The 20,182-nt window shown below is 36.3% G+C and carries 12 protein-coding genes; 2 read left to right on the forward strand and 10 right to left on the reverse strand.

The window, feature by feature from the left end; genetic code table 11:
- Positions 1 to 2: 2 nt before the first annotated feature.
- Complete coding sequence (locus ACY0M5_RS17115; protein WP_461629995.1) at positions 3 to 2,147, reverse strand: alpha-glucuronidase family glycosyl hydrolase; 2,145 nt, start codon at positions 2,145 to 2,147, stop codon at positions 3 to 5.
- Positions 2,148 to 2,488: 341 nt separating this feature from the next.
- Between ACY0M5_RS17115 and ACY0M5_RS17120 the strand changes: the two genes are divergently transcribed.
- A complete protein-coding gene (locus ACY0M5_RS17120) occupies positions 2,489 to 6,565 on the forward strand; it encodes a two-component regulator propeller domain-containing protein (RefSeq protein WP_461629996.1) in 4,077 nt (1,358 codons plus the stop codon).
- A 79-nt stretch (positions 6,566 to 6,644) separates the two neighbouring features.
- On the opposite strand, the gene ACY0M5_RS17125 is transcribed toward ACY0M5_RS17120, so the two are convergent.
- The 5 genes from ACY0M5_RS17125 to rhaT form a co-directional block, all read right to left on the reverse strand.
- The gene (locus ACY0M5_RS17125; protein WP_461629997.1) at positions 6,645 to 7,943 is read right to left on the reverse strand and encodes a class II aldolase/adducin family protein; all 1,299 of its coding nucleotides are present in this window, start codon (positions 7,941 to 7,943) and stop codon (positions 6,645 to 6,647) included.
- A gap of 60 nt (positions 7,944 to 8,003) precedes the next feature.
- Positions 8,004 to 9,158 carry an iron-containing alcohol dehydrogenase gene (locus tag ACY0M5_RS17130; protein WP_461629998.1) on the reverse strand — a complete coding sequence of 385 codons (1,155 nt, stop codon included), beginning with the start codon at positions 9,156 to 9,158 and terminating at the stop codon, positions 8,004 to 8,006.
- Between the two features lie 6 nt (positions 9,159 to 9,164).
- The gene (locus ACY0M5_RS17135; protein WP_461629999.1) at positions 9,165 to 10,547 is read right to left on the reverse strand and encodes an FGGY-family carbohydrate kinase; all 1,383 of its coding nucleotides are present in this window, start codon (positions 10,545 to 10,547) and stop codon (positions 9,165 to 9,167) included.
- Between the two features lie 76 nt (positions 10,548 to 10,623).
- Positions 10,624 to 11,889 carry an L-rhamnose isomerase gene (locus ACY0M5_RS17140; RefSeq protein WP_461630000.1) on the reverse strand — a complete coding sequence of 422 codons (1,266 nt, stop codon included), beginning with the start codon at positions 11,887 to 11,889 and terminating at the stop codon, positions 10,624 to 10,626.
- A gap of 97 nt (positions 11,890 to 11,986) precedes the next feature.
- Complete coding sequence (gene rhaT, locus ACY0M5_RS17145; protein ID WP_124993026.1) at positions 11,987 to 13,057, reverse strand: L-rhamnose/proton symporter RhaT; 1,071 nt, start codon at positions 13,055 to 13,057, stop codon at positions 11,987 to 11,989.
- 136 nt (positions 13,058 to 13,193) lie between these two features.
- Here rhaT and ACY0M5_RS17150 point away from each other — a divergent pair, with 136 nt between their 5' ends.
- The gene (locus ACY0M5_RS17150; RefSeq protein WP_461630001.1) at positions 13,194 to 14,069 is read left to right on the forward strand and encodes an AraC family transcriptional regulator; all 876 of its coding nucleotides are present in this window, start codon (positions 13,194 to 13,196) and stop codon (positions 14,067 to 14,069) included.
- Between the two features lie 89 nt (positions 14,070 to 14,158).
- Here ACY0M5_RS17150 and ACY0M5_RS17155 read toward each other — a convergent pair whose 3' ends face one another.
- From ACY0M5_RS17155 to ACY0M5_RS17170, 4 genes are read right to left on the reverse strand one after another with little or no spacing between them, the layout of a single operon-like run.
- On the reverse strand, positions 14,159 to 15,598 hold the full coding sequence (locus ACY0M5_RS17155) for a glycoside hydrolase family 28 protein (protein WP_461630002.1): 1,440 nt from the start codon (positions 15,596 to 15,598) through the stop codon (positions 14,159 to 14,161).
- 49 nt (positions 15,599 to 15,647) lie between these two features.
- Positions 15,648 to 17,303, reverse strand: a complete 1,656-nt coding sequence (locus ACY0M5_RS17160; RefSeq protein ID WP_461630003.1) for a glycoside hydrolase family 28 protein — start codon at positions 17,301 to 17,303, stop codon at positions 15,648 to 15,650.
- Positions 17,304 to 17,323: 20 nt separating this feature from the next.
- Positions 17,324 to 18,475, reverse strand: coding sequence for a glycoside hydrolase family 88/105 protein (locus tag ACY0M5_RS17165; RefSeq protein WP_461630004.1), 1,152 nt, complete (start codon positions 18,473 to 18,475; stop codon positions 17,324 to 17,326).
- Between the two features lie 18 nt (positions 18,476 to 18,493).
- Entirely contained in the window at positions 18,494 to 20,014 is a 1,521-nt protein-coding gene (locus ACY0M5_RS17170) for a sialate O-acetylesterase (RefSeq protein WP_461630005.1), read from the reverse strand.
- Positions 20,015 to 20,182 lie beyond the last annotated feature (168 nt).

The following is a 20,182-nucleotide window of genomic DNA, read 5'->3' on the forward strand; positions in this document are numbered from 1 at the left end:
CATTAATTATGGTGAGTCTTTAAAAATTTAAGTTTCTTAAGATCTTCCAATTTATATTTTGGTTGATCCAGTTGAGAAGGAATTGGTCTGTGGGAAAAAGTTTGAAAATAAAGCAAACACGCATCCCTCCACCATATAGCTTCCTTTAATTGTATTGCCAATTTATTTTGCACATCATTAAATCTATTTTTATCCACTTTTGATTGAAGAGAATTCCAGGTGCATTGAAAATATTTTACCTGTTCAACACCCATGCTGTATCTGTAACACAATTCTGTCCATAAATCCCTGCCATTAATCAATTCATAATTCCATGGCAAATGATGAAACCACAGCAAAAGTTCTTCCGGGCAAAGTCCAGGATCGTTATAAACTGAAAACAAAGGTTCTGCATACTGACTGACTGCATTACTTCCGCTTGATGATCGGTTAAATCCAATACCAATGCTATCTGCCTTATGGTAATAAGTTGGCAACCAGTCTGGTCTTGCTCCGGAAATCTCGCACCAGGGTTCTGGACCATAATGATGGCCCCACCCCATTAAATGATGTAATCCCAGTGGTGTCATATAATTTACAACGGCTTCTCTGGATTCCATCATTACACCTGACATTTGATTCAGAAAATCCGGATCGTGTGAAAAGGTTTGCATTAACCACTCCGTTGCAATTTTCCTGGCAGATAATTGATGATTCCAGGCCAAACGACCAAAAGCATACCAATTGGCCTGAGCAAAATGATGTCCGCACCAATTACTGTCTAAACCTATATTAGCAACCCCGGCAATAGCTGTTATCGAGTCATCGTAAACAGATCCGTCGGTAATCCTGGATACTGTAGAGTTTCTTCCATTTGTGTAGGTGTCTGAGTTTAAAAACTCCTTAAACAGTGTTCCTAAATAAACCAAGTGGTCCGAAAAACCCAAATATTCTTGTGTTATCTGTAATTCTGGCATCAGGGAAGTTTGGTGCAATGCACCAAACAAAGGACTGAATGGCTCTCTGGGCTGAAAGTCAACAGGGCCGTTTTTCACTTGAAGTATTACATTTTTGCGAAATTTCCCATCCAGAGGTTTAAATTCATCATAAGCTTGTTTAGCGCGATCGTTTCCGTTGGAATTGTAAACAAAGGCTCTCCACATCACAATGCCTCCATGTGGTTTTAAAGCGTCGGCAAGCATATTGGCACCGTCAGCATGTGTTCTTCCAAAATCCTGAGGTCCGGGCAGTCCTTCAGAATTAGCTTTCACTAAAAAACCGCCAAAATCAGGAATTAATGAATAGATCTCATTGGCCTTCTCCTTCCACCAATTCTGTACTTCTTCTTTTAAAGGATCAGAATTCTCTAATCCACCTAATGCACTTGGTGAGGAAAAATTAATCGACAAATAAACTTTGATTCCGTATGGGCGAAAAGTATTTGCTAACACTTTTACTTTTTCCAGATATTCCAGTTTTAGAATATCGGGTTTGGCATTAACGTTATTTAATACAGTTCCATTAATACCTATTGATGCATTTGCCTTAGCATATTCCACATATCTTGGACTGATCTTTTCTGGAAGATCTTCCCATTGCCAAATTGAATGACCAGCGTATCCTCTTTCAACCGTGCCGTCTAAATTATCCCAATGATTCAGAATTCTTCTTTGGTATGACGGTATTTCAACAATGTCGAAATTTGCTTTATGTGCATTATCAGTTTGTAAGTATCTTAAATAATGATAGGTACCATATAATGCTCCTAAATCTGTATTGGCAATAATAATGGTAACATTATTGCCTACTGTTCTTATGATATAACCGTCATTCCCTAATACACTCAACTCTTCGTTCTTAAAGTAAGATGATAAATCTTTTTGGCAAGATGTACCAACACATAAACCATTTGAATTCAATTGGCTTACTTCCTTCACCTCCTTATTATACAATTTATGAAGACCGTTTTTGAGTTCTTTATGAATGATAGTAAAGGTTGGAGATAATTGTGGTATATAAATAATAGAAGGGCAAGCATACCGTCCACTTTCATTCGTTTCCATATTTGTAAACCACAACCCAGAACCATCCAATTTATTTTGACCTGAAGCCCAATTACCCAAAGTCATTAAATACAAAAATATGATCAAGAAATATTTATTGTGCATTTTTACTAATTTTTGAATTATAAAATATATTCATCGCAATGGCTAAAAACATATTAGGGTTAACAAATCAGATTCTTCATTTTTATCAAACTCACTTTTTTACCTCAGCCATAGTAATATGGTATTCAGTATTACAAGTGTTAATTTCTTTGGACTACAAGATACGTATAGTCTCTTCTTGAACTAAAACACTCTTGTTACCAACTATTTTCTGTTAGTTACTGCGAATTACATATTTGTTACATTATCTTTCCTATTGGTTACATTGTGCTGTTAAGCTTAAATTAAGGCTTGTAATTTTCACACTCTTGAGTATTTTTTAATATTTTTAGACACCATTAATGAAAACTGACAAAACTATGCGCTCAAAACAATATATCACACTTCTTCTTCTCTTATTCTCAATATCCGCTTTTTCTCAAAAAAAAAAATTATTCGACTATAACGAAGGATTATCCAATAGTTTAATTAATCAGGTTTACCAAGATCATTTAAATTTTTTATGGGTCGCTACCGAAGATGGATTAAATCGATTTGATGGAATCAAATTTAAGTCCTACGCAAACAATATAAATCTTAGCAATACATTAAAAAACAATTTTGTAACCGCATTAACTGAAGATAAAAAGGGAAATTTATGGGTTGCTCAAATAAATGGATTGCAAATATACAATCATGAAACAGAATCTTTCCATGAAATAGAATTAGCTCTGTCTCATCAAAAAGATCATCTGTTTATATCCTGTATGATAACATCATCAAATGGTGACATTTGGTTGGCAACAACAGGGCATGGATTGATTCGAATCGATAAAAACACCCTAAAACCAGATTATTGTGAAAAGCTAAATGAACAATTGGGCAAACATAGTCTGATAGATATTTTTGAAGACAAAGAAGGAACATTATGGATCGCTTCCAACCAGAGTTTAAATTCTTTTGATCCGGACACGAAGGAAATTAAGAATTTCACCTTATCCAAAAACAATCAAACATTCTTCTTGAATAAAGAAATTTCATGTATCTGTGAAGGAGATCAGGACATTATATATATAGGGTTTTTAAACGGTGGATTAGCTCAGTTAGATAAACAAACCGGAGTTGTAAAACCAATCAACTGTGCAAACCAAAATGAAGATAATCTTCCGGTAAAAGATATTCTTTTTGATTCAAAAAATCGGCTGTGGGTAGGAACAGATGGTTTTGGCTTAAAGCTATTGAACAAAGAATCAAACCTATTGGAAAACTATACCACTGTGAATGCCTCTTTCGATTTTTTAAAGAGTAAAATTCATTCTATTATTGAAGATAAAACGGGTAATATTTGGTTGGGTATTTTTCAAAAAGGCATTTACTTACTACCCGAATCGCAGGAAACATTTAAGACTTATGGATACAAAGCCTTTGATCAAAATAGTATCGGATCAAGCTGTATAACGGCAATTGACGGAAATGAAAAAGAACTTTGGATTGCAACAGATGGAGACGGCCTGTATTATTTGAACCGATCAACTAAAAAAGTTAAACACATCCCTTTAAAAAATGAAAGTGGAATTTTTGTTGGAGAGAATATTCTTACTCTGTATAATGATACAAACGACTATCTATGGTTAGGCAGATATATTAATGGTCTTATCAGATATGATAAGAAAAACGGAAACTTTAAGACCTTTACTACTAAAAAGAACAACACTTCAGGTAAAACTTATAATAAAATCACATCAATCACAAAAAACAACCAGAACCAACTGATTATAGGAACCTTAGATGATGGAATATGTAGATTTGACACTCAAAAAGAATTGTACTACGACGGACTAGACATTCCCAAATCGCTGAATGAAAAAATTCCTAAATGGATTCTTTGCGTTTACATTGATAAAGCTCAAAATTTATGGATCGGCACCTACGTTGGACTCTTTCATGTTAACCTAAAAACAAAATCACTAACTCAGTATTCGAAAGAAAACGGACTGCTAAAAAATAACACCGTCGACTGTATTATTTCCGATAGTGAAAATAACATATGGGTTGGTACCTACGAAGGATTGGTGAAAATAAACGGTGATAGCTCCAGCTTCTATGATACCAACGATGGTTTATGCAACAATGTGGTCTGTTCAATAGTTGAAGATGAATACAACCAACTATGGATTGGAACACATAACGGATTGTCCAGATTCAATCCAAAAGATGAGTCTTTTACCAACTATTATTCCTACGATGGTATTCAGGCAAATGAATTCTCAAGAAATGCAGCCTTTAAATCAGATAAACAAGAACTTTTTTTTGGTGGTATAAATGGAATTACACAAATCTGCAAAGATTATGCAACTATCGTCAGAGAAGTGAGAGATGTTATTCTTACAGAATTTTTAAGTTTCGACAAACCAGTGAAAATTGGTGATAAATCGGGTAAGCATGTAATTTTGGATAAATCAATAGTTCTTGCAGATACAATCAGGCTTCGCGAACAGGATAATGTATTTTCAATTGAATTTACTTCAGCCGATTTTGCGAATCAAACAGCCGTTTCTTACGAATATATAATGGAAGGTTTTGATTTAAGCTGGAACGTAACAAACTCGACCAATAAAAGGGCTACCTACACCAATTTAAATCATGGAATCTATACCTTTTGGGTGCGTGCCGTTGATAAAGAGAACCTCTCAACACCAAGAAAACTTACCATTATTATCTACCCCCCCTGGTATAAAATGCTTTGGGCAAAAATTTTATGGATACTATTAACCGGCACTTTTATTTATGGAATATTTCTGTTATACATGGAGAAGGTGAAACGCGTGCACGCCGAAAAGGTGAATGAAATGAAAATGCAGTTTTTCATCAATATATCACACGAAATTAAAACCCCTTTATCGTTAATATTAGATCCCTTAGAAAAATTAATCAAACAAGATTTTGGTGAGAAAAACTCGAGGCTGTTCTTTATTATGCAGCAAAATGCCAATAGAATATACCGTTTGGTTAGCCAAATGATGGATGTGAGACGAATTGACAAAGGACAGATCCTTATAAAATTTCAACAAACAAACATCTACAGCTTTATTAAGGAGATAGCTCAATCTTTCGAACTGTTAGCCAACGATAAAAACATATCTTTCAGTATAACTACCAGCGATCCGGATATTGAGGTATGGATAGATCCTCTGAATTTTGAAAAGGTTATTTTCAACCTATTATCAAATGCTTTTAAATTTACACTTTCAGGAGGTGAAATAGAATTAAGTATCACAAAAGAAACCATTGGAAAAGGAAATCATCAACATGAACAGGTAAAAATAACTGTCAGCGATACAGGTGTTGGAATTAAGGAAAGTGAAATTGAGCGAATTTTTGATCGCTTTTACCAAGTTTATTCGCCGGATACGAAACAATCAACAGGTACAGGCATTGGTTTGCATCTTTCCCGTTCATTGGTTAGCTTACACAAAGGCAAACTTTTGGCCGAAAACCGTAATGACCAAACCGGAAGCCGATTCATCATTACACTTCCTCTTGGAAATGAGCATCTTTCCCCAAAAGATCTTATCACAGAAAAAACAGCTTTTCAGGCTCCGTCACATAAATATATTTCGCAGGTATCAAAAGAGAACATCCAAACTCCTGTTGATAAAAGCGTAAAACGCAAAACCAATTACAAGATTATGATTGTTGATGATGAAGTTGACATCAGAAACTATCTGTACAATGAATTATCTGCCTATTATAAAGTAGTGGCGTGTGAAAATGGTAAAAAAGCTCATGAAATTTTATTGGACGAAAAACCAGATCTGATTATTAGTGATATTATGATGCCGGAAATGGATGGTATCACTTTGTGCAAAAAAATAAAAACAAATATTCTAACCAACCATATTCCTGTTATTTTACTTACGGCACTTTCTAAGGAAGAAAATGAAACAGAGGGCATTGAAACGGGTGCCGACATGTATTTGGTAAAACCTTTCAAAAGTGAATTTATCCTTAAAATGATTTCTAATATTTTAGAAAACAGGAAAAAGATATACAGCAAATTACAGACTAAGAAAGAACATGAAATAGAAAATATAGAAATAAAATCGCACGACGAAATATTGATGCAAAAAGTAATGGCAATTATTAAAGATAACATCTCTAACAGTGAGCTAAATGTTGAAATGCTGGCCGATGGTGTTGGAATCAGCAGAGTACATATGCATCGAAAATTAAAAGAGCTGACCAATCAGTCGGCCCGTGATTTCATCAAAAACATTCGGATGAAACAGGCAGCCTATCTGCTTACAACAAGTAAAATTAACATCGGAGAAATAGGTTATGCGATCGGGTATTCCAATTTATCACATTTTTCAAAATCCTTTAAAGCTTATTATGGTGTATCACCTAAAGAATATTCATCAAAGCAACACGAGAGTTGAAAAATCTTAATTCATTTTAATAAAATAAAAAAGATGAACCGTTGAGTTCATCTTTTTTGCTTTATAATACTGATTCAAATTAACTTAAAAATTTCTTTCTCAAATCTTCAACCTGCTCATCATTAATAGGAACCATTTTTCCTAACGGAGCACCAATCACCAAAGATTTAGCACTAAACTCAGCTACTTCCAGACGGTCAAATGCCTGCATCATAGAGCCACCAGTTACCAAAAATGAGTTGTTTGCAACCAAAACAGCAGGAACTGTATCGCAAATCATTTCGGGAATTGTAGTATTCCCTTGAAATTGAGTTTCAATTGGCAGGCAAGGTACATCCTGTAAGAAAATCCAGCTTTCCGGTATCGTTCTTACATCAAATTTAACGCCTGTTGTACCGTAAGCCATTAAATAGGGAGACTGAGTAATAATGATTGTATTCACATTTGGATTTTGCTCATAAATCATCTGATGCAACTTGGTTGAACGGCTTGGTGTTTTGCCTTCCTCCGGTTTACCATCTTTAATTTGAACAATGTCCTCAGTTTTAAGATCCCATCGGGCTGTTCCTGTTGGAGTAATCAAAAAATCGTTTCCTTCGGCACGCATCGAGATTGTTCCAAAAGAGCTGATCATTAAATTTTGACGACAAGCACGGTGAACAAATTCAACAATCTCCGATCGAAGCGCTTTTTCGATGGTTGTATTTACCACATTGGTATTGCAGTCTTTAACTTCGGGCATTTGAGCTTCGTAGGCTTTAATTTGCTCATCGGTTAAGTAAGTTGGATTACCAATTCCTTTGGCGTTAATGATGGTTTGACAGCAGAACTCCAATGTTTCAAAACGAGTATAAGCATCCAGCATATCTGTACCACCCAAAACAGTACCGTGATTTTCCATGATTACGGCCATGTAATCGCTGCCAATAAATTGTTTTGCAATTACTGCTCCCAAAGCCTCACTACCTGGCAATTCATATTCTGCATAACCTATTTTTCCACATACTTTTTTAGCCTGAGGAATAATATTGGTATTTGGTACTTCGCGAACAATACTGAAAGAAACCAATGCCGGCGGATGCGCGTGAATTACTGCTTTTATTTCAGGACGAGCATCATATATTGCTTTGTGAAAAGGATATTCCGACGAAGGTTTGTGCTTGCCAACAATCGATCCATCCTTTTTTACACAAATAATATCATCTTCGGTCAATTTGCCTTTATCAATAGCCGATGGGGTTACCCACATGTCGCCATTTTCATCCATGATAGAGATATTCCCTCCTGATGTGGTGGTCATTCCATCTCTGTAAATTTTACCAATAACTTGTGTTAACTGAGTTTTTGGATGTAATAAATTCGGATTAAAATTTTTCATCATTTTTTATGTTAGTATCAAGACACAAGTATCGAGACACAAGATTTAAATAATTTCTTTTTAGTATGCTGCTTCGTAAATCTTAATGGTCTCTTCCAAGGAAACTTCTCTTGGGTTACCTCCAGTACAAACATCAGCCATCGCATTTTTCGCCATCGCTTCAAAGTCCTTCGGATCAACATTCAATTCTTTTAATCCTGCAGGAATACCAACATCTTTTGACAATTTTTTAATAGCAGCAATAGCCGCTTTTTTCTTTTCATCTACCGACATGCCTGTTGCATCAGCACCCAAGGCTTCTGCTACCTTACCCAATTTTTCGCCACACACCTCAGCATTAAATTCTTCTACATAAGGCAAAAGAATTGCATTACAAACACCATGAGGCAAATCGTACATTCCACCCAACTGGTGAGCCATTGAGTGTACATAGCCTAATCCACAATTTGAAAATGCTTGTCCAGCAATGAATTGTCCCCAAGCCATTTTAGTTCTTGCTTCGATGTTCTGTCCATCTTTTACTGCATCTCTTAAACTACTGCCGATTAGCTCTATCGACTTTAGTGCAAGCGTATCCGACCATTCAAAAGCACCCGCAGTTACGTAAGCTTCAATGGCGTGAGTTAAGGCATCCATTCCTGTTGCAGCTGTTAAAGAGGCAGGTTTATTCAACATTAACATACTATCGTTAACTGCAATATCCACCAAACAGTTTTTATCAACCATCACCATTTTTACTTTACGCTTTTCGTCAGTGATCACATAGTTGATCGTAATTTCACTTGCAGTACCGGCAGTTGTATTGATTGCGATTATTGGTAAAGATTTCTTTTTTGAAACATGAATTCCTTCATAATCTTCAATAGAACCTCCATTGGTTGCTAAAACACCAACAGCTTTACCACAATCCTGAGGAGAACCACCGCCCAAGGTTATGATACAATCACATTTATTTTCTGTTAAAATAGCTAAACCTTCCTTTACGTTTTCGGTATTTGGATTTTGCTTTACACTACTATAAGTCACATAATCCAGGCCAGCTCCTTTTAGTACATCTTCCACTTTTTCTGCCACACCAATCTTCACCAAAACCTCATCTGTTACAAATAAAGCTTTTGTAAAACCTCTGGCGGCCAGTTCATCTTTTAATTCCAGTAAAGCATTTGGACCTACCAAACTTAAAGGTGGCAGGTAAATTCGTCTGCAAGTATTCATTTTTGTTTATTTTGAGATTGTTATGTTTTGTTTTGACTCTAATTCAATTTTATTGGTTGTAAAACCCTCTAAATTTCCGGCAATTACCAGGGCCGCTCCAAGCGCACTTGCATTATCAATTTCAGAAGTACGAACTTTTTTGTCCGTAAAGTAATTGGTAAGAAGACTTACAAAGATTTTATTTCGCGAAAAACCTCCTGATACGTAAATCGTTTTTGTTGTATCCCTTTTCGGAATAACAAGTTCTATAGAACGAACACACAAACGGGTTAATTCCATTACCAAGCGAGAGTATGCCTCATCATAATCTGCGAAAACAGATAAATCCACTTTTTCGAGTCCTTCACTGAATTTTTCAATTCCTTCGGGGAAAAACAATAAAGCTTTGCCGAATTTTAGATTGATGGAATTTACTGCATCTTCGCAATAATCGATATTTTGAAAATACTTATCACTTGCATTAAAATGATGATTGAGCCTGGCAATGCATGCTTCATGAAAATGCCCTATAAATAACCGGGATGACTTCACCTGTTGCTTTTCAGGAGTCAGAAAACACAAACAATCGTTCTTCAATTGTTCGCTTGTTAAAGGCTCATCGTTAAATGGATTCATGCTAATGCACCACGTTCCGGTGGAAACAAGAATAAAATCTTCTTTTGAGTTGTGAAGATAAGGAACCAAGGATGCGGAGCTATCGTGAATACCAACGCCTGTTTTAATTTCTTTTCCTTTAATCAGAGCAGGATAAACCTGATCGTTATTAACAGGTTTTGGCAATTTTAAGCCTTCCTTTTTTAGCCATGGATGATATTGCATTTTATCGAAATCCCATAGAAAAGTGTGACAGCCAATAGAGGTTGGTTCAGATGTTATCTGCCCGGTTAAAACCAAAGAAAGATATTGCGGAAAATGAAGTATATTCTCCACCTTTTCCCAAACATCTTGTTTTTCTTTTTTTAACCAAAGTGCCTGAATTCCAGAATTTAAAAGCAATCCTAAAGCCGGGCTGGCCGTTTGACGGCAAAACTCATCCATTCCGCGGTATTCTTGAAATAAGGATTCCTGAATTTCAGGATTTACTTGCTTTAGGTAGTTGTAAATTGGCGTTACTAATTTACCTTCTTTGTTTAAAAAGGCAAGAGATGCACCATAGGTTGAGAAATTAATGGCCTGAATATCGAACTTTCCTTCCTCAACAAGAACACTTAAAGTATTCACCATCCAATTTTGAATCAATTGAATATCATCGCATTCAAAACCATCATCGTCAACTGTCGTCGAAAATTTCTCTTCGTATTGATAAACCAAATTAAACACCCGATCGAATAGAAGTATTTTTTTATTGGTTTTACCAATATCAAAAACTGCGATTACTTTAGTATCCATCTATTGTAATTTTGATTCAATAAAAAAGCGAACCAGATGATGAAACAAATGTGTTTCATCATCCAGCTCCTTCTACTTATCTTTTAGATAAAACTTCTTTTTCGTAAGCTTGTATTTCTGCGATATAATCCTCGCTAACAGGTACACCTTCTTGTAAACAGTAGTAATCCCAAACAGCACCAAATGGCTTTGTTTTCAACTCCTCAAGAAGTGCTAAACGTTCAAAATCCTGCCCGTTTTCTTCATATTTCACTAATGTAGAAGTAGGTTCCAACATAGCAATCATAAACGCTTTTTGTGCTGCACGTGTACCTATTACATAAGCACCAATACGATTAATAGAAGCGTCAAAAAAGTCAAGACCTACATTTACACGACCGATAAAGTCGTTACGTACTATTTCAGAAGCGATCAACTGTACTTCTTCGTTAAGTGTTACCACGTGATCAGAATCCCAGCGAACAGGACGTGTCACGTGAAGTAATACTTCGTCTACAAACTGAAGGCACGAAGAAATCTTATCTCCTACAACCTCTGTTGGATGGAAGTGACCATTATCCAAACAAATCATTTTGTTGTTCTTGATAGCATATCCCAGGTAATAATCGTGTGAACCTACAGTCATAGACTCAGCACCTATACCAAATACTTTACTCTCAACAGCATCCTTCATGTATTCTTTTGGAAATTCTGTGGCGAAACCTTCATCAAGAGATTTAGTCAACTGTGAACGCATTCCGTTACGGTCGACCGGGGTATCTTTAGATCCATCAGGAATCCAGGTATTCAATACACAAGGGCTTTCCAGCTGTTTACCAATTTCAGCAGCAATTTCGCGTGTACGCTTAAGGTGTTCTACCCAAAATTTACGTACCTCTTCATCTTTAGAAGATAAAGTAAATCCACTATCAGCCTTAGGGTGAGAGAAGAATGAACCATTAAAGTCCATACCAATACCTTGCTTTTTACACCAGTCTATCCATCCTTGGAAATGCTTTACTTCAATAGCATCACGATCAGCAGCTCCATCAGAGAAGTCACCGTATAAAGCATGTACGTTTACGCGTTGCTTACCTGGCAGCAATGACATTACCTTTTCCAGATCAGCCATAATTTCAGTTACATTACGTGCTTTTCCAGGATAATTACCTGTAGCCTGAATACCTCCGGAAAGTTGACCGTCAGGATTCTCAGTACCCGACACATCATCAGTTTGCCAGCAGTGAAGACTGATTTTAATTTCATTGATTTTATTCAATACAGCTTCAGTATCAACACCTAAAGCAGCATACTGCTCCTTGGCCAACTCATAGGCCTTTTTAATCATTTCTTTATTTGCCATAACACGTATATATTCTAAATAAAATACTTCTTCTAATTCAACAGAAACAGGTGAATCATCTGAATTAATATTCTCTAAAACTTAAAAAAAATGCCATTTACATTGCATTCCCCAAACCAACAATCACCACGGAAACAATAATAACGGCTATACCAATAGTTATCGTCCATTTTGTTTTAGGAGCTACTCCTTTCCATTCATTTCGGTAGATTCCCCACATATTAGCGGTTAGAATGATGGTGGACATATGAAGAATCCAGGAACTTGCACCATTCCCAAGTTTACTCTCGCCCATTCCGTAAAAGAAAAACTGGAGAAACCATGTGGTTCCGGCCAGTGCAGAAAACAAGATGTTATTCCGGATAGGTGTCGATTTATTTCCAAAATCTTTATAGGACTTATTTTTAAAACTTAAAATAGTAGTCCATATTAAATTGGTTGTTAGTCCCCCCCAAAGAATTACCACAAATGATACATTGTTTTGAAACAAGTGACTTGAACCTTCAAATAAATAATCGGGTAATAAGGCTGCCGATTCGGCCATGGTTTTACCTGCTTCAATACCAAAATTAAAGAATGAACTAAGGATACCAGATAAAATAGCGATCACTAAACCTTTCACCAAACTAAACTCTGCAACGCTCTTTTTTTGATCCTCCTCGCTTAACTCACCTTCTTTCAACATTCCTGCATAACCACACAAGGCAATACCAACAAGACAAACTACTACTCCAACTAACACTAATTGTCCCCCTGAAGAGGCCAACATATCGGTAAAAGAAACCTTCCCCGCTGTTGGATTAATATTGTAATATATAGAAGGAACGATTGCGCCAAAAGCTGAACAAAATCCAAGAACCACCGAATTCCCTAATGACATGCCTAAATAACGAACACCTAAACCATAAGTAAGGCCGCCAATGCCCCAACAAAGGCCTAATGTAAATGTAAGAGCAAAAATCTGGGATGAACTGGCTAAAATAATATCAAAAAAGCCTGGAATCGTTAAATATGCTGCTATTGGTGGTACTATTAACCATGAGAATAAACCGCCAACAATCCAAAAGCTCTCCCATGCCCAGCCTTTTACTTTGTTAAAAGGCATGTAAAAACTACCTGATGCGACTCCACCTAATGAATGATAAATAATTCCTAATAACGCGTGCATATTTTCGGATTTAGTTTGATTTAATTGGTATTTTTGTTTTTGTTATATTCTGATAATATGAGACACAAATGTATATTGACACCTACATAATTTCAATACACAAACTGGCGTTTCATTTGCACTTTTTGGACCAACAATGGAAGATTTTTTCAAATACATATCTGCAAGTGAAGAAGACAAGGATTGGGGGCTCTATTTAAATGTGGCCGGAAAATCAAAAGTCCCCTCAGGAATCAGCTATCCCTCTGCAGAACATCCCAGTGGATATCACTTTTCATGGGCAAAAGGACGCACTCTAAATGAATATCAGATTAACTACATTACAAAAGGAACAGGGATACTCGAAAACGCCCGGGGAAAATTTGCGGTTAAGCCCGGTTCATTACTAATTATCCGAAAAGGGGAATGGCATCGCTACAGACCTACCAAAAATGAAGGTTGGCTTGAACATTACATTGGTTTTGACGGCATGTTTGCGAATCACTTTTTACAGGAAAATCAAATTCTGCAAGGACAATCGGTTATCCATTGCGGTGTGCGCGAAGATTTTATTGATACTTATTACAAAATTTTCGAGATGGTTCGAAACGAAGATCCAGGAAACCAGCACATTGCTGCCGGACTGGTAATTAAATTACTGGGATGTATAGTTGCCTGGGAAAAGCAAAAAAACTTCTCTGGAAAACCTATTGAAAAGCTAATTCAGGAAGCTCGTTTTTACATGCGGGAACATATTGAACAAGAGGTAGATCTTCAAAAACTTGCAGAAGATAATTGCATTGGCTACTCCTATTTCCGAAAGATGTTTAAAAAATATACAGGGATCTCTCCCCACCAATATCATTTGGATTTAAAAATTATGAGATCAAAAGAACTGATTCTAACAACTAATAAATCGATGAAAGAAATCAGTTACGAACTTGGCTTTCAGTCTATTCATTATTTTAGCCGGATATTTAAGAAAAAAGTAGGACAAAATCCGTCTGAACTGCGGGGAACCGTTACTAAATAGTTGAAAACGAAAAAGAGACCATCAATTTAAGACAGTCTCTTTTCCTTTACATAGATATACTAAAAGCTAAATCCATTGAGCATAGCAGCTTAGTCTTTAATCCTAACATCTTTGTTATTGCTAAGCTTTAACTTATTTTCTTTTGCTCCACGCACTTTAAAATCAGCAAACTTCCAGTTTTTTGCATAAGATATATTCCCAGCATTATCTCCTTCGAAGCTTACATTCTTAAACTGAAAATTATCAATGGTACTTTCCTCTATACCGGTTACCTTGATGCACGTTTGAGCATTAATGGCATGAACATTTTCAAAAAACATATTTTTGAATTTAGGCATGCCCTTTTCAGGTGGTACTACCCCCAATAATTTTTTCCAATGAATCGGTAACTCTCCATAATTATAACCTTCAGGCAATTTTGAATTGCTATAGGATGGATTCCAATTTAAGTTCACAACAAACGGATCCCTTACCCCATCCATTTGGATGTTATACATGTAAATATTTTCGATTGTACCCCCTCTTTGCGAAGTACTTTTAAATCGCAAACCATATTTAGTCCCTAATCCTTTCATGTTGTATATCAGCACATTTCTGACACTTCCTGAAGTTTCACTACCACAAGTAAACAAACCATCGCCACGGCCGGCAATACAATCACGAATCACAATATATTCACACGGACGATTCACTTTTAAACCATCAGAATCCCGGCCAGCTTTTAAGCAAAAATTATCATCATTACAATTTACGTAACAATTTTGCACCAGAATTCTGCTTGATGAATCAATATCGACGCCATCGGTACTAGGTCCTTTTCCTTCAATGTTATTATTGATCGTCATGCCTTGAACGGTTACGTATTCCGAATACAAAATATGAACAGACCAGAAACCAGCCTGATACAACACAAAATCTTTCAACATTACATCTTTTGAATTCTCGATAATGATACCTCTTGGTCTTTTGCAATCGTAATCAACAACCCAACGCAAACCTTTCGGGTCATACTCTTTGCGCATGCTGTGATATTTGTCCCAAAATACTTTTCCTTTGCCATGAACAACACCATCACCAGTAATGGCCACATTATGCTGATCAATAATATTAATTAATCCTGCAGGCCAATCCATTTCAATACCAGCTACTCTTGTTGGAATTTCTTTATAATCATTAATATCCTGACTTCCTTCTATTTGTACCCCTTTCGGGATGTCGAGAATTACGTTAGATTTTAAAAACACCGATCCTGTAAGGTAAATACCTGTTTGAAAGCGAACTACACCTCCACCAAGTTCGGCACATTTATCTATAGATTCCTGTATCGATTTGGTACACAAGGTAACACCATCTCCAACGGCACCAAAATCGGAAGGATTGTAGATTACTCCTCTTGAAACAGGTTGCGTTCTAGCTCCTACATCAGCAATCCAATTGCAGGAAGAGAGATCAGGCTCAAAATCCTGCCCCGTACTTGAAATAGATATCATCAGGAATATTCCTATTAAACTTATTTGTTTCCAACTCATCTGTCTATCTGTTTTTCTAATTATTAATTGATTTTCTATTCTATTAATATCAGTTCTTCAATTCAATTTTATCTTCGGAAAAACTGCTTGTTTTATCCTTAATCTGATGAATGTCTGTGTTCCAGATTTCCAATCCTGTTTTCAAACTATCAGGATATGAAACATTATCAAACTCTATGTTTGAAACATTTTCAACGATTACAGCCGGTCCCGTAAGTGGCGAAATAGAAACATTTTTCAGGCTAATATTTTCCGATTCACAAAATTTACCACCCAATTGAGCCGACATATAAACATTCTCAATTTGAATACCGCTGATTTTCATTTCCGGCAGACCATTAAAAAACATAGCCCGTCGTGAATTTACAGAAACAATATCATTAAAATAAAGATTACGGAAACTTGGCGTTTCTTCATTTACACTAGGGATATTTGTTGCTTCCACATCAGACTTTTTGTCTCCTATGAGTTCTGCGGAGGGTGAATTTCCGCCATAATATAAATTGAAAGAAAGCGCGTCAGTAACAATATTTTGCATGCTAATGTTTGAAACATATATGTTCTCAACAACACCGCCTCTTCCTCTTCTGCTTTTAAAACGCAATCCAACATCAGTACCTAAAAACGAGCAGTTACTTACTTTAATGTTTTTAACCCCACCGGACATTTCACTACCAACAACAAAACCTCCGTGGCCTTTATACACAAAGCAATTATCAACAATCACATTTTCGGTCGGAATTCCACGTTTGCGTCCATCTTCATCTTTTCCCGATTTAATGCAGATACCATCATCCCCTACATCAAATTTACTGTTTACAATAATGGCATTTTCGCAGGACTCCAAATCAAGACCATCACCATTTTGAGCATAAGATGGGTTTCTCACTGTTACATTATCAACAATTATATTTCGACACATTAATGGATGAATATTCCAACTTGGAGAGTTTGAAAAGCTGACTCCTTGCAAAAGCACATTCTCACATTCAATCAAACTAATCATAACCGGACGCAGAAAATCTTTAATGGATTGCCATTCTTCCTCTGTCTTTAAATTCCTAGGAACATTCATACTGCTTACAGCATCACCTTTAAGCGATTTTTCATTGGGAAACCAATAATCACATCTTTTATAAGAACCACCTTTTGCTGTTATTTTTTTCCACTGACTCTCTGTAACCTTTTGCTTTTTTACTGGTCGCCAAGCATCTCCGGATCCGTCAATGCATCCTTGTCCTGTTATCGCAATATTTTTAAGATTCTTTCCTGATACAGGCGATTGACAACGTCGTGTATCGAGTCCCTCAAAACTGGTTTCCACCAATGGATAATCGTTAAAGTCCCGGCTAAACTGAATCAAAGCTCCTTTTTCAAGATGAAGATTAATATTGCTCTTCAGTTCAATTGGTCCTGTCAGCCATATTCCTTGAGGTACCAGCAAAGTTCCTCCACCTTTCTCAGCCAAATCATCAATGGCCGCTTTAAATGCCTCTGTATTTTTGAATTGCCCGTTACCAATACCTCCAAAGGAGGTAATGTTTATTTCCCGATCGGGAAACTGCGGTGCATAAACGAAAGGCATGTTAAAAGGTAAATTTTCATATAAATATGAAAATCTATAAGACTCATTTTCTGGCTTTTGTCCCCCCATGGAACAACCCGCTAAAAGTATAAACCAGATATATTTCGTGAATAATTTCATTTTATTTTTTTTATGATTCTTTATTTTCCCAACTCCAAACATCCCATTATAAATGGTCCGGTAGCTTTACTGTCGTTATCTCTAATTCTTTCGTTGACATAGTAATTGAAGCTGCCATCTCGATATGGTTTTCCGCCCAAACCAGCAACGGCACAACATTTGGTTAAGCTTAATGTGCCATCCTCATTTTTTACGATCAGGTTTTTCATCAAGCCATTGTAAGCTTTAAGTGCTGTTTTTCGGTATTTTTTATCGATGTATCCTTTGTTTACAGCTTTTGCATAACAGTACATATACATCGAAGAAGCTGATGCTTCCAGATAATTTCCTTCTCTATATCCCTGATCTAAAACCTGATACCACAATCCTGTTTCATCCTGATAATGCGACAGTGCTTCTGCCACACCATCAACAATATTCAGTAAGTTTTTTCTATGCGGATAATTTTCAGGGACGTAATCCAATATATCAACCAGAGCCATAAACCACCAGCCCATACTTCTTCCCCAAAAATTTGGTGACTGACCGGTTATCTTATCAGCCCACTTCTGATTATGGCTTTCATCCCATGCATGATAATACAAACCTGTTTTCGCATCTCGGGTGTGTTTAGCGCATATTACAAACTGATTGATAGCATCATCCAACAAATCCGATTGATCAAAAGTAACAGCATATTGAGCTAAAAAAGGAGCTCCCATATATAAACCGTCCAACCAAACCTGATGCTGATAAATAAGCTTGTGCCAAAAAGCTCCTTCGTGTGTTCGGGGATGCATCTTTAGTTGCTGAATTAATCGATCCATGGCTAATTTATATTTCTCATTTCCCGTCTCTTTATATACATCAAAAAGAATTTTCCCGGAATTAATGTAGTCGATGTTATACGATTCAACTTTGTATAAATGAATCTCTCCATTTTCATTTATAAGCGAATCGGACCATTTGATAACATAGTCGAGGTATTTGCTGTTGCCGGTTTCCTTCCATACTTTCAGCATTGCCAAACATCCCAAGCCTTGCGAATAACCAAAATACAATCTCTTACCATGATCCAACTGCCAGGCTTCAGGAAATCGTTTCATCTCCGAATCTGCAAACTGAACAGCTGTTGATTGTGCTTGTGTTAGCTGACTTATTAGGAGTAGTGAATAAAGAATTATTGTTCTCATATTGTAATAATTATCGTTTTATTTTGTAGTATCAGTTCTAAAAGGAGATGCAGGCAGTCCTTCTATATTGTATAAATTAGCCCTAAAGAAATTGCCCCATCCATACCTTACATTTTCAATTTGATTTACCTGTTCTGATGATACAATTATCTTTCCGCCATTTATTGTCGCCTTGGCAGGATAAAAAACACCATTGGAAGATGCTGCCGTAAAACCTTTTATGGAATCATTCGGGCACATAAGTCCGTTATTGCAAAAATCAAAAGAAAGTACAGCCTGATGGTCTTTTATTTTCATGGATACAAATCTTGGTCCTGAAAAGGGTATTTTCTTTTTATATGTTTTTGCCAGAGCCCAGTTTGCCAAACGCTCTCCTGGAATTTGTTTGTTATGCGGATGAATATTAATTGAATCTCCGGCATCGGTTATCACTGCCATTCCTGTATTGTTTCCTGATTGCCATGTTTTTAACTGAGCTTCACGAATTTGCGGAGGTTGTTTGTAATGGGGTGCAATTTGTACAAAGTAAAATGGCATTTCCAGCTGTTGCCATTCTGTTCGCCAACTTTCAATCATTTTGGTAAACACATACTGATAATCATTGTATCTGATGGAATTGGATTCGCCCTGATACCAAACTACACCTTTTATGGAATAGTTAATAATGGGATGGATCATTCCGTTCCATAATGTTGAAAGAGCCTTGTTGTGATAAATACCTTTGGGCTTGGATGGTTTCTTTATTTTTTCATCGGTATTAGCAGAAGCTAATTTGGCGACTTCCAGCTCATAGTTTTTTAAGTTTGTTTCGTATTGTTTTAGGTCTTGCGGATAATGATCTCTGGAAGAATAAAACTCGTTAATTAATGCAGTATAAACAGAATCATGTTCCATTACCTCCATTTTTGTCCATGCTTCAGCAGGAGTTCCCCCCCATGTAGATTGAATTAAACCTATTGGAACGTTCAGGTTTTGGTAAAGTTTACGTCCGAAAAAGTAGCCAACAGCAGAAAACGTTTTTACAGATTCACTATTGCAAATTTCCCAATGTCCATTACAGCTATCCAATTCACGCTCGGGCGATAATTTTTGATCGATATGAAATAATCTGATTTCGGGATAATTGGCTTCTTGAATAACTTCCTCATAGTTAATAACCCCTGTTTGCCATCTTAGTATTTTAGCTACCGGAAAATCCATGTTTGATTGTCCGGAGCATAACCATACTTCGCCAATTAATACATTTTTAATAACAATGGTATTTTCACCTTTTATAGTAATGGTTTGGTTTGCTGATGCTTTTGGTGTTTTTATAATAAGACTCCATCTTTCATCTTTGCCACTTGTGGTAAAGTAGTTTTTTCCCCAACTGGTGTTTATATTTATTTTTTCTCCAAATAAGGCTTTGCCCCACAATGTAACTTCTGATTGTTGCTGCAATACCATATTATCTGAAATAATTGCCGGCAAAAACACTTTTGCTGAAGTTCTAAAGAATACAAAAAGCAAAAAAAAAGCATATAATAATCTGTATTTCATCTGTTTATAATTTTAAGTTTTTATCAGATGGTCCCGAAAGCTTTAGGGATTACCATGCTGGAATAATCATTTCCCTGTGTGTAGAAAGCTTTATACATGGACATTCCATCTATTTAAATTTATTTTTCAATGATCAAATAATAGATCGTTGGATATTTGTCTCTGTGG

It is taken from the genome of Labilibaculum euxinicum, assembly GCF_963678175.1.
Taxonomy (GTDB): domain Bacteria; phylum Bacteroidota; class Bacteroidia; order Bacteroidales; family Marinifilaceae; genus Labilibaculum; species Labilibaculum euxinus.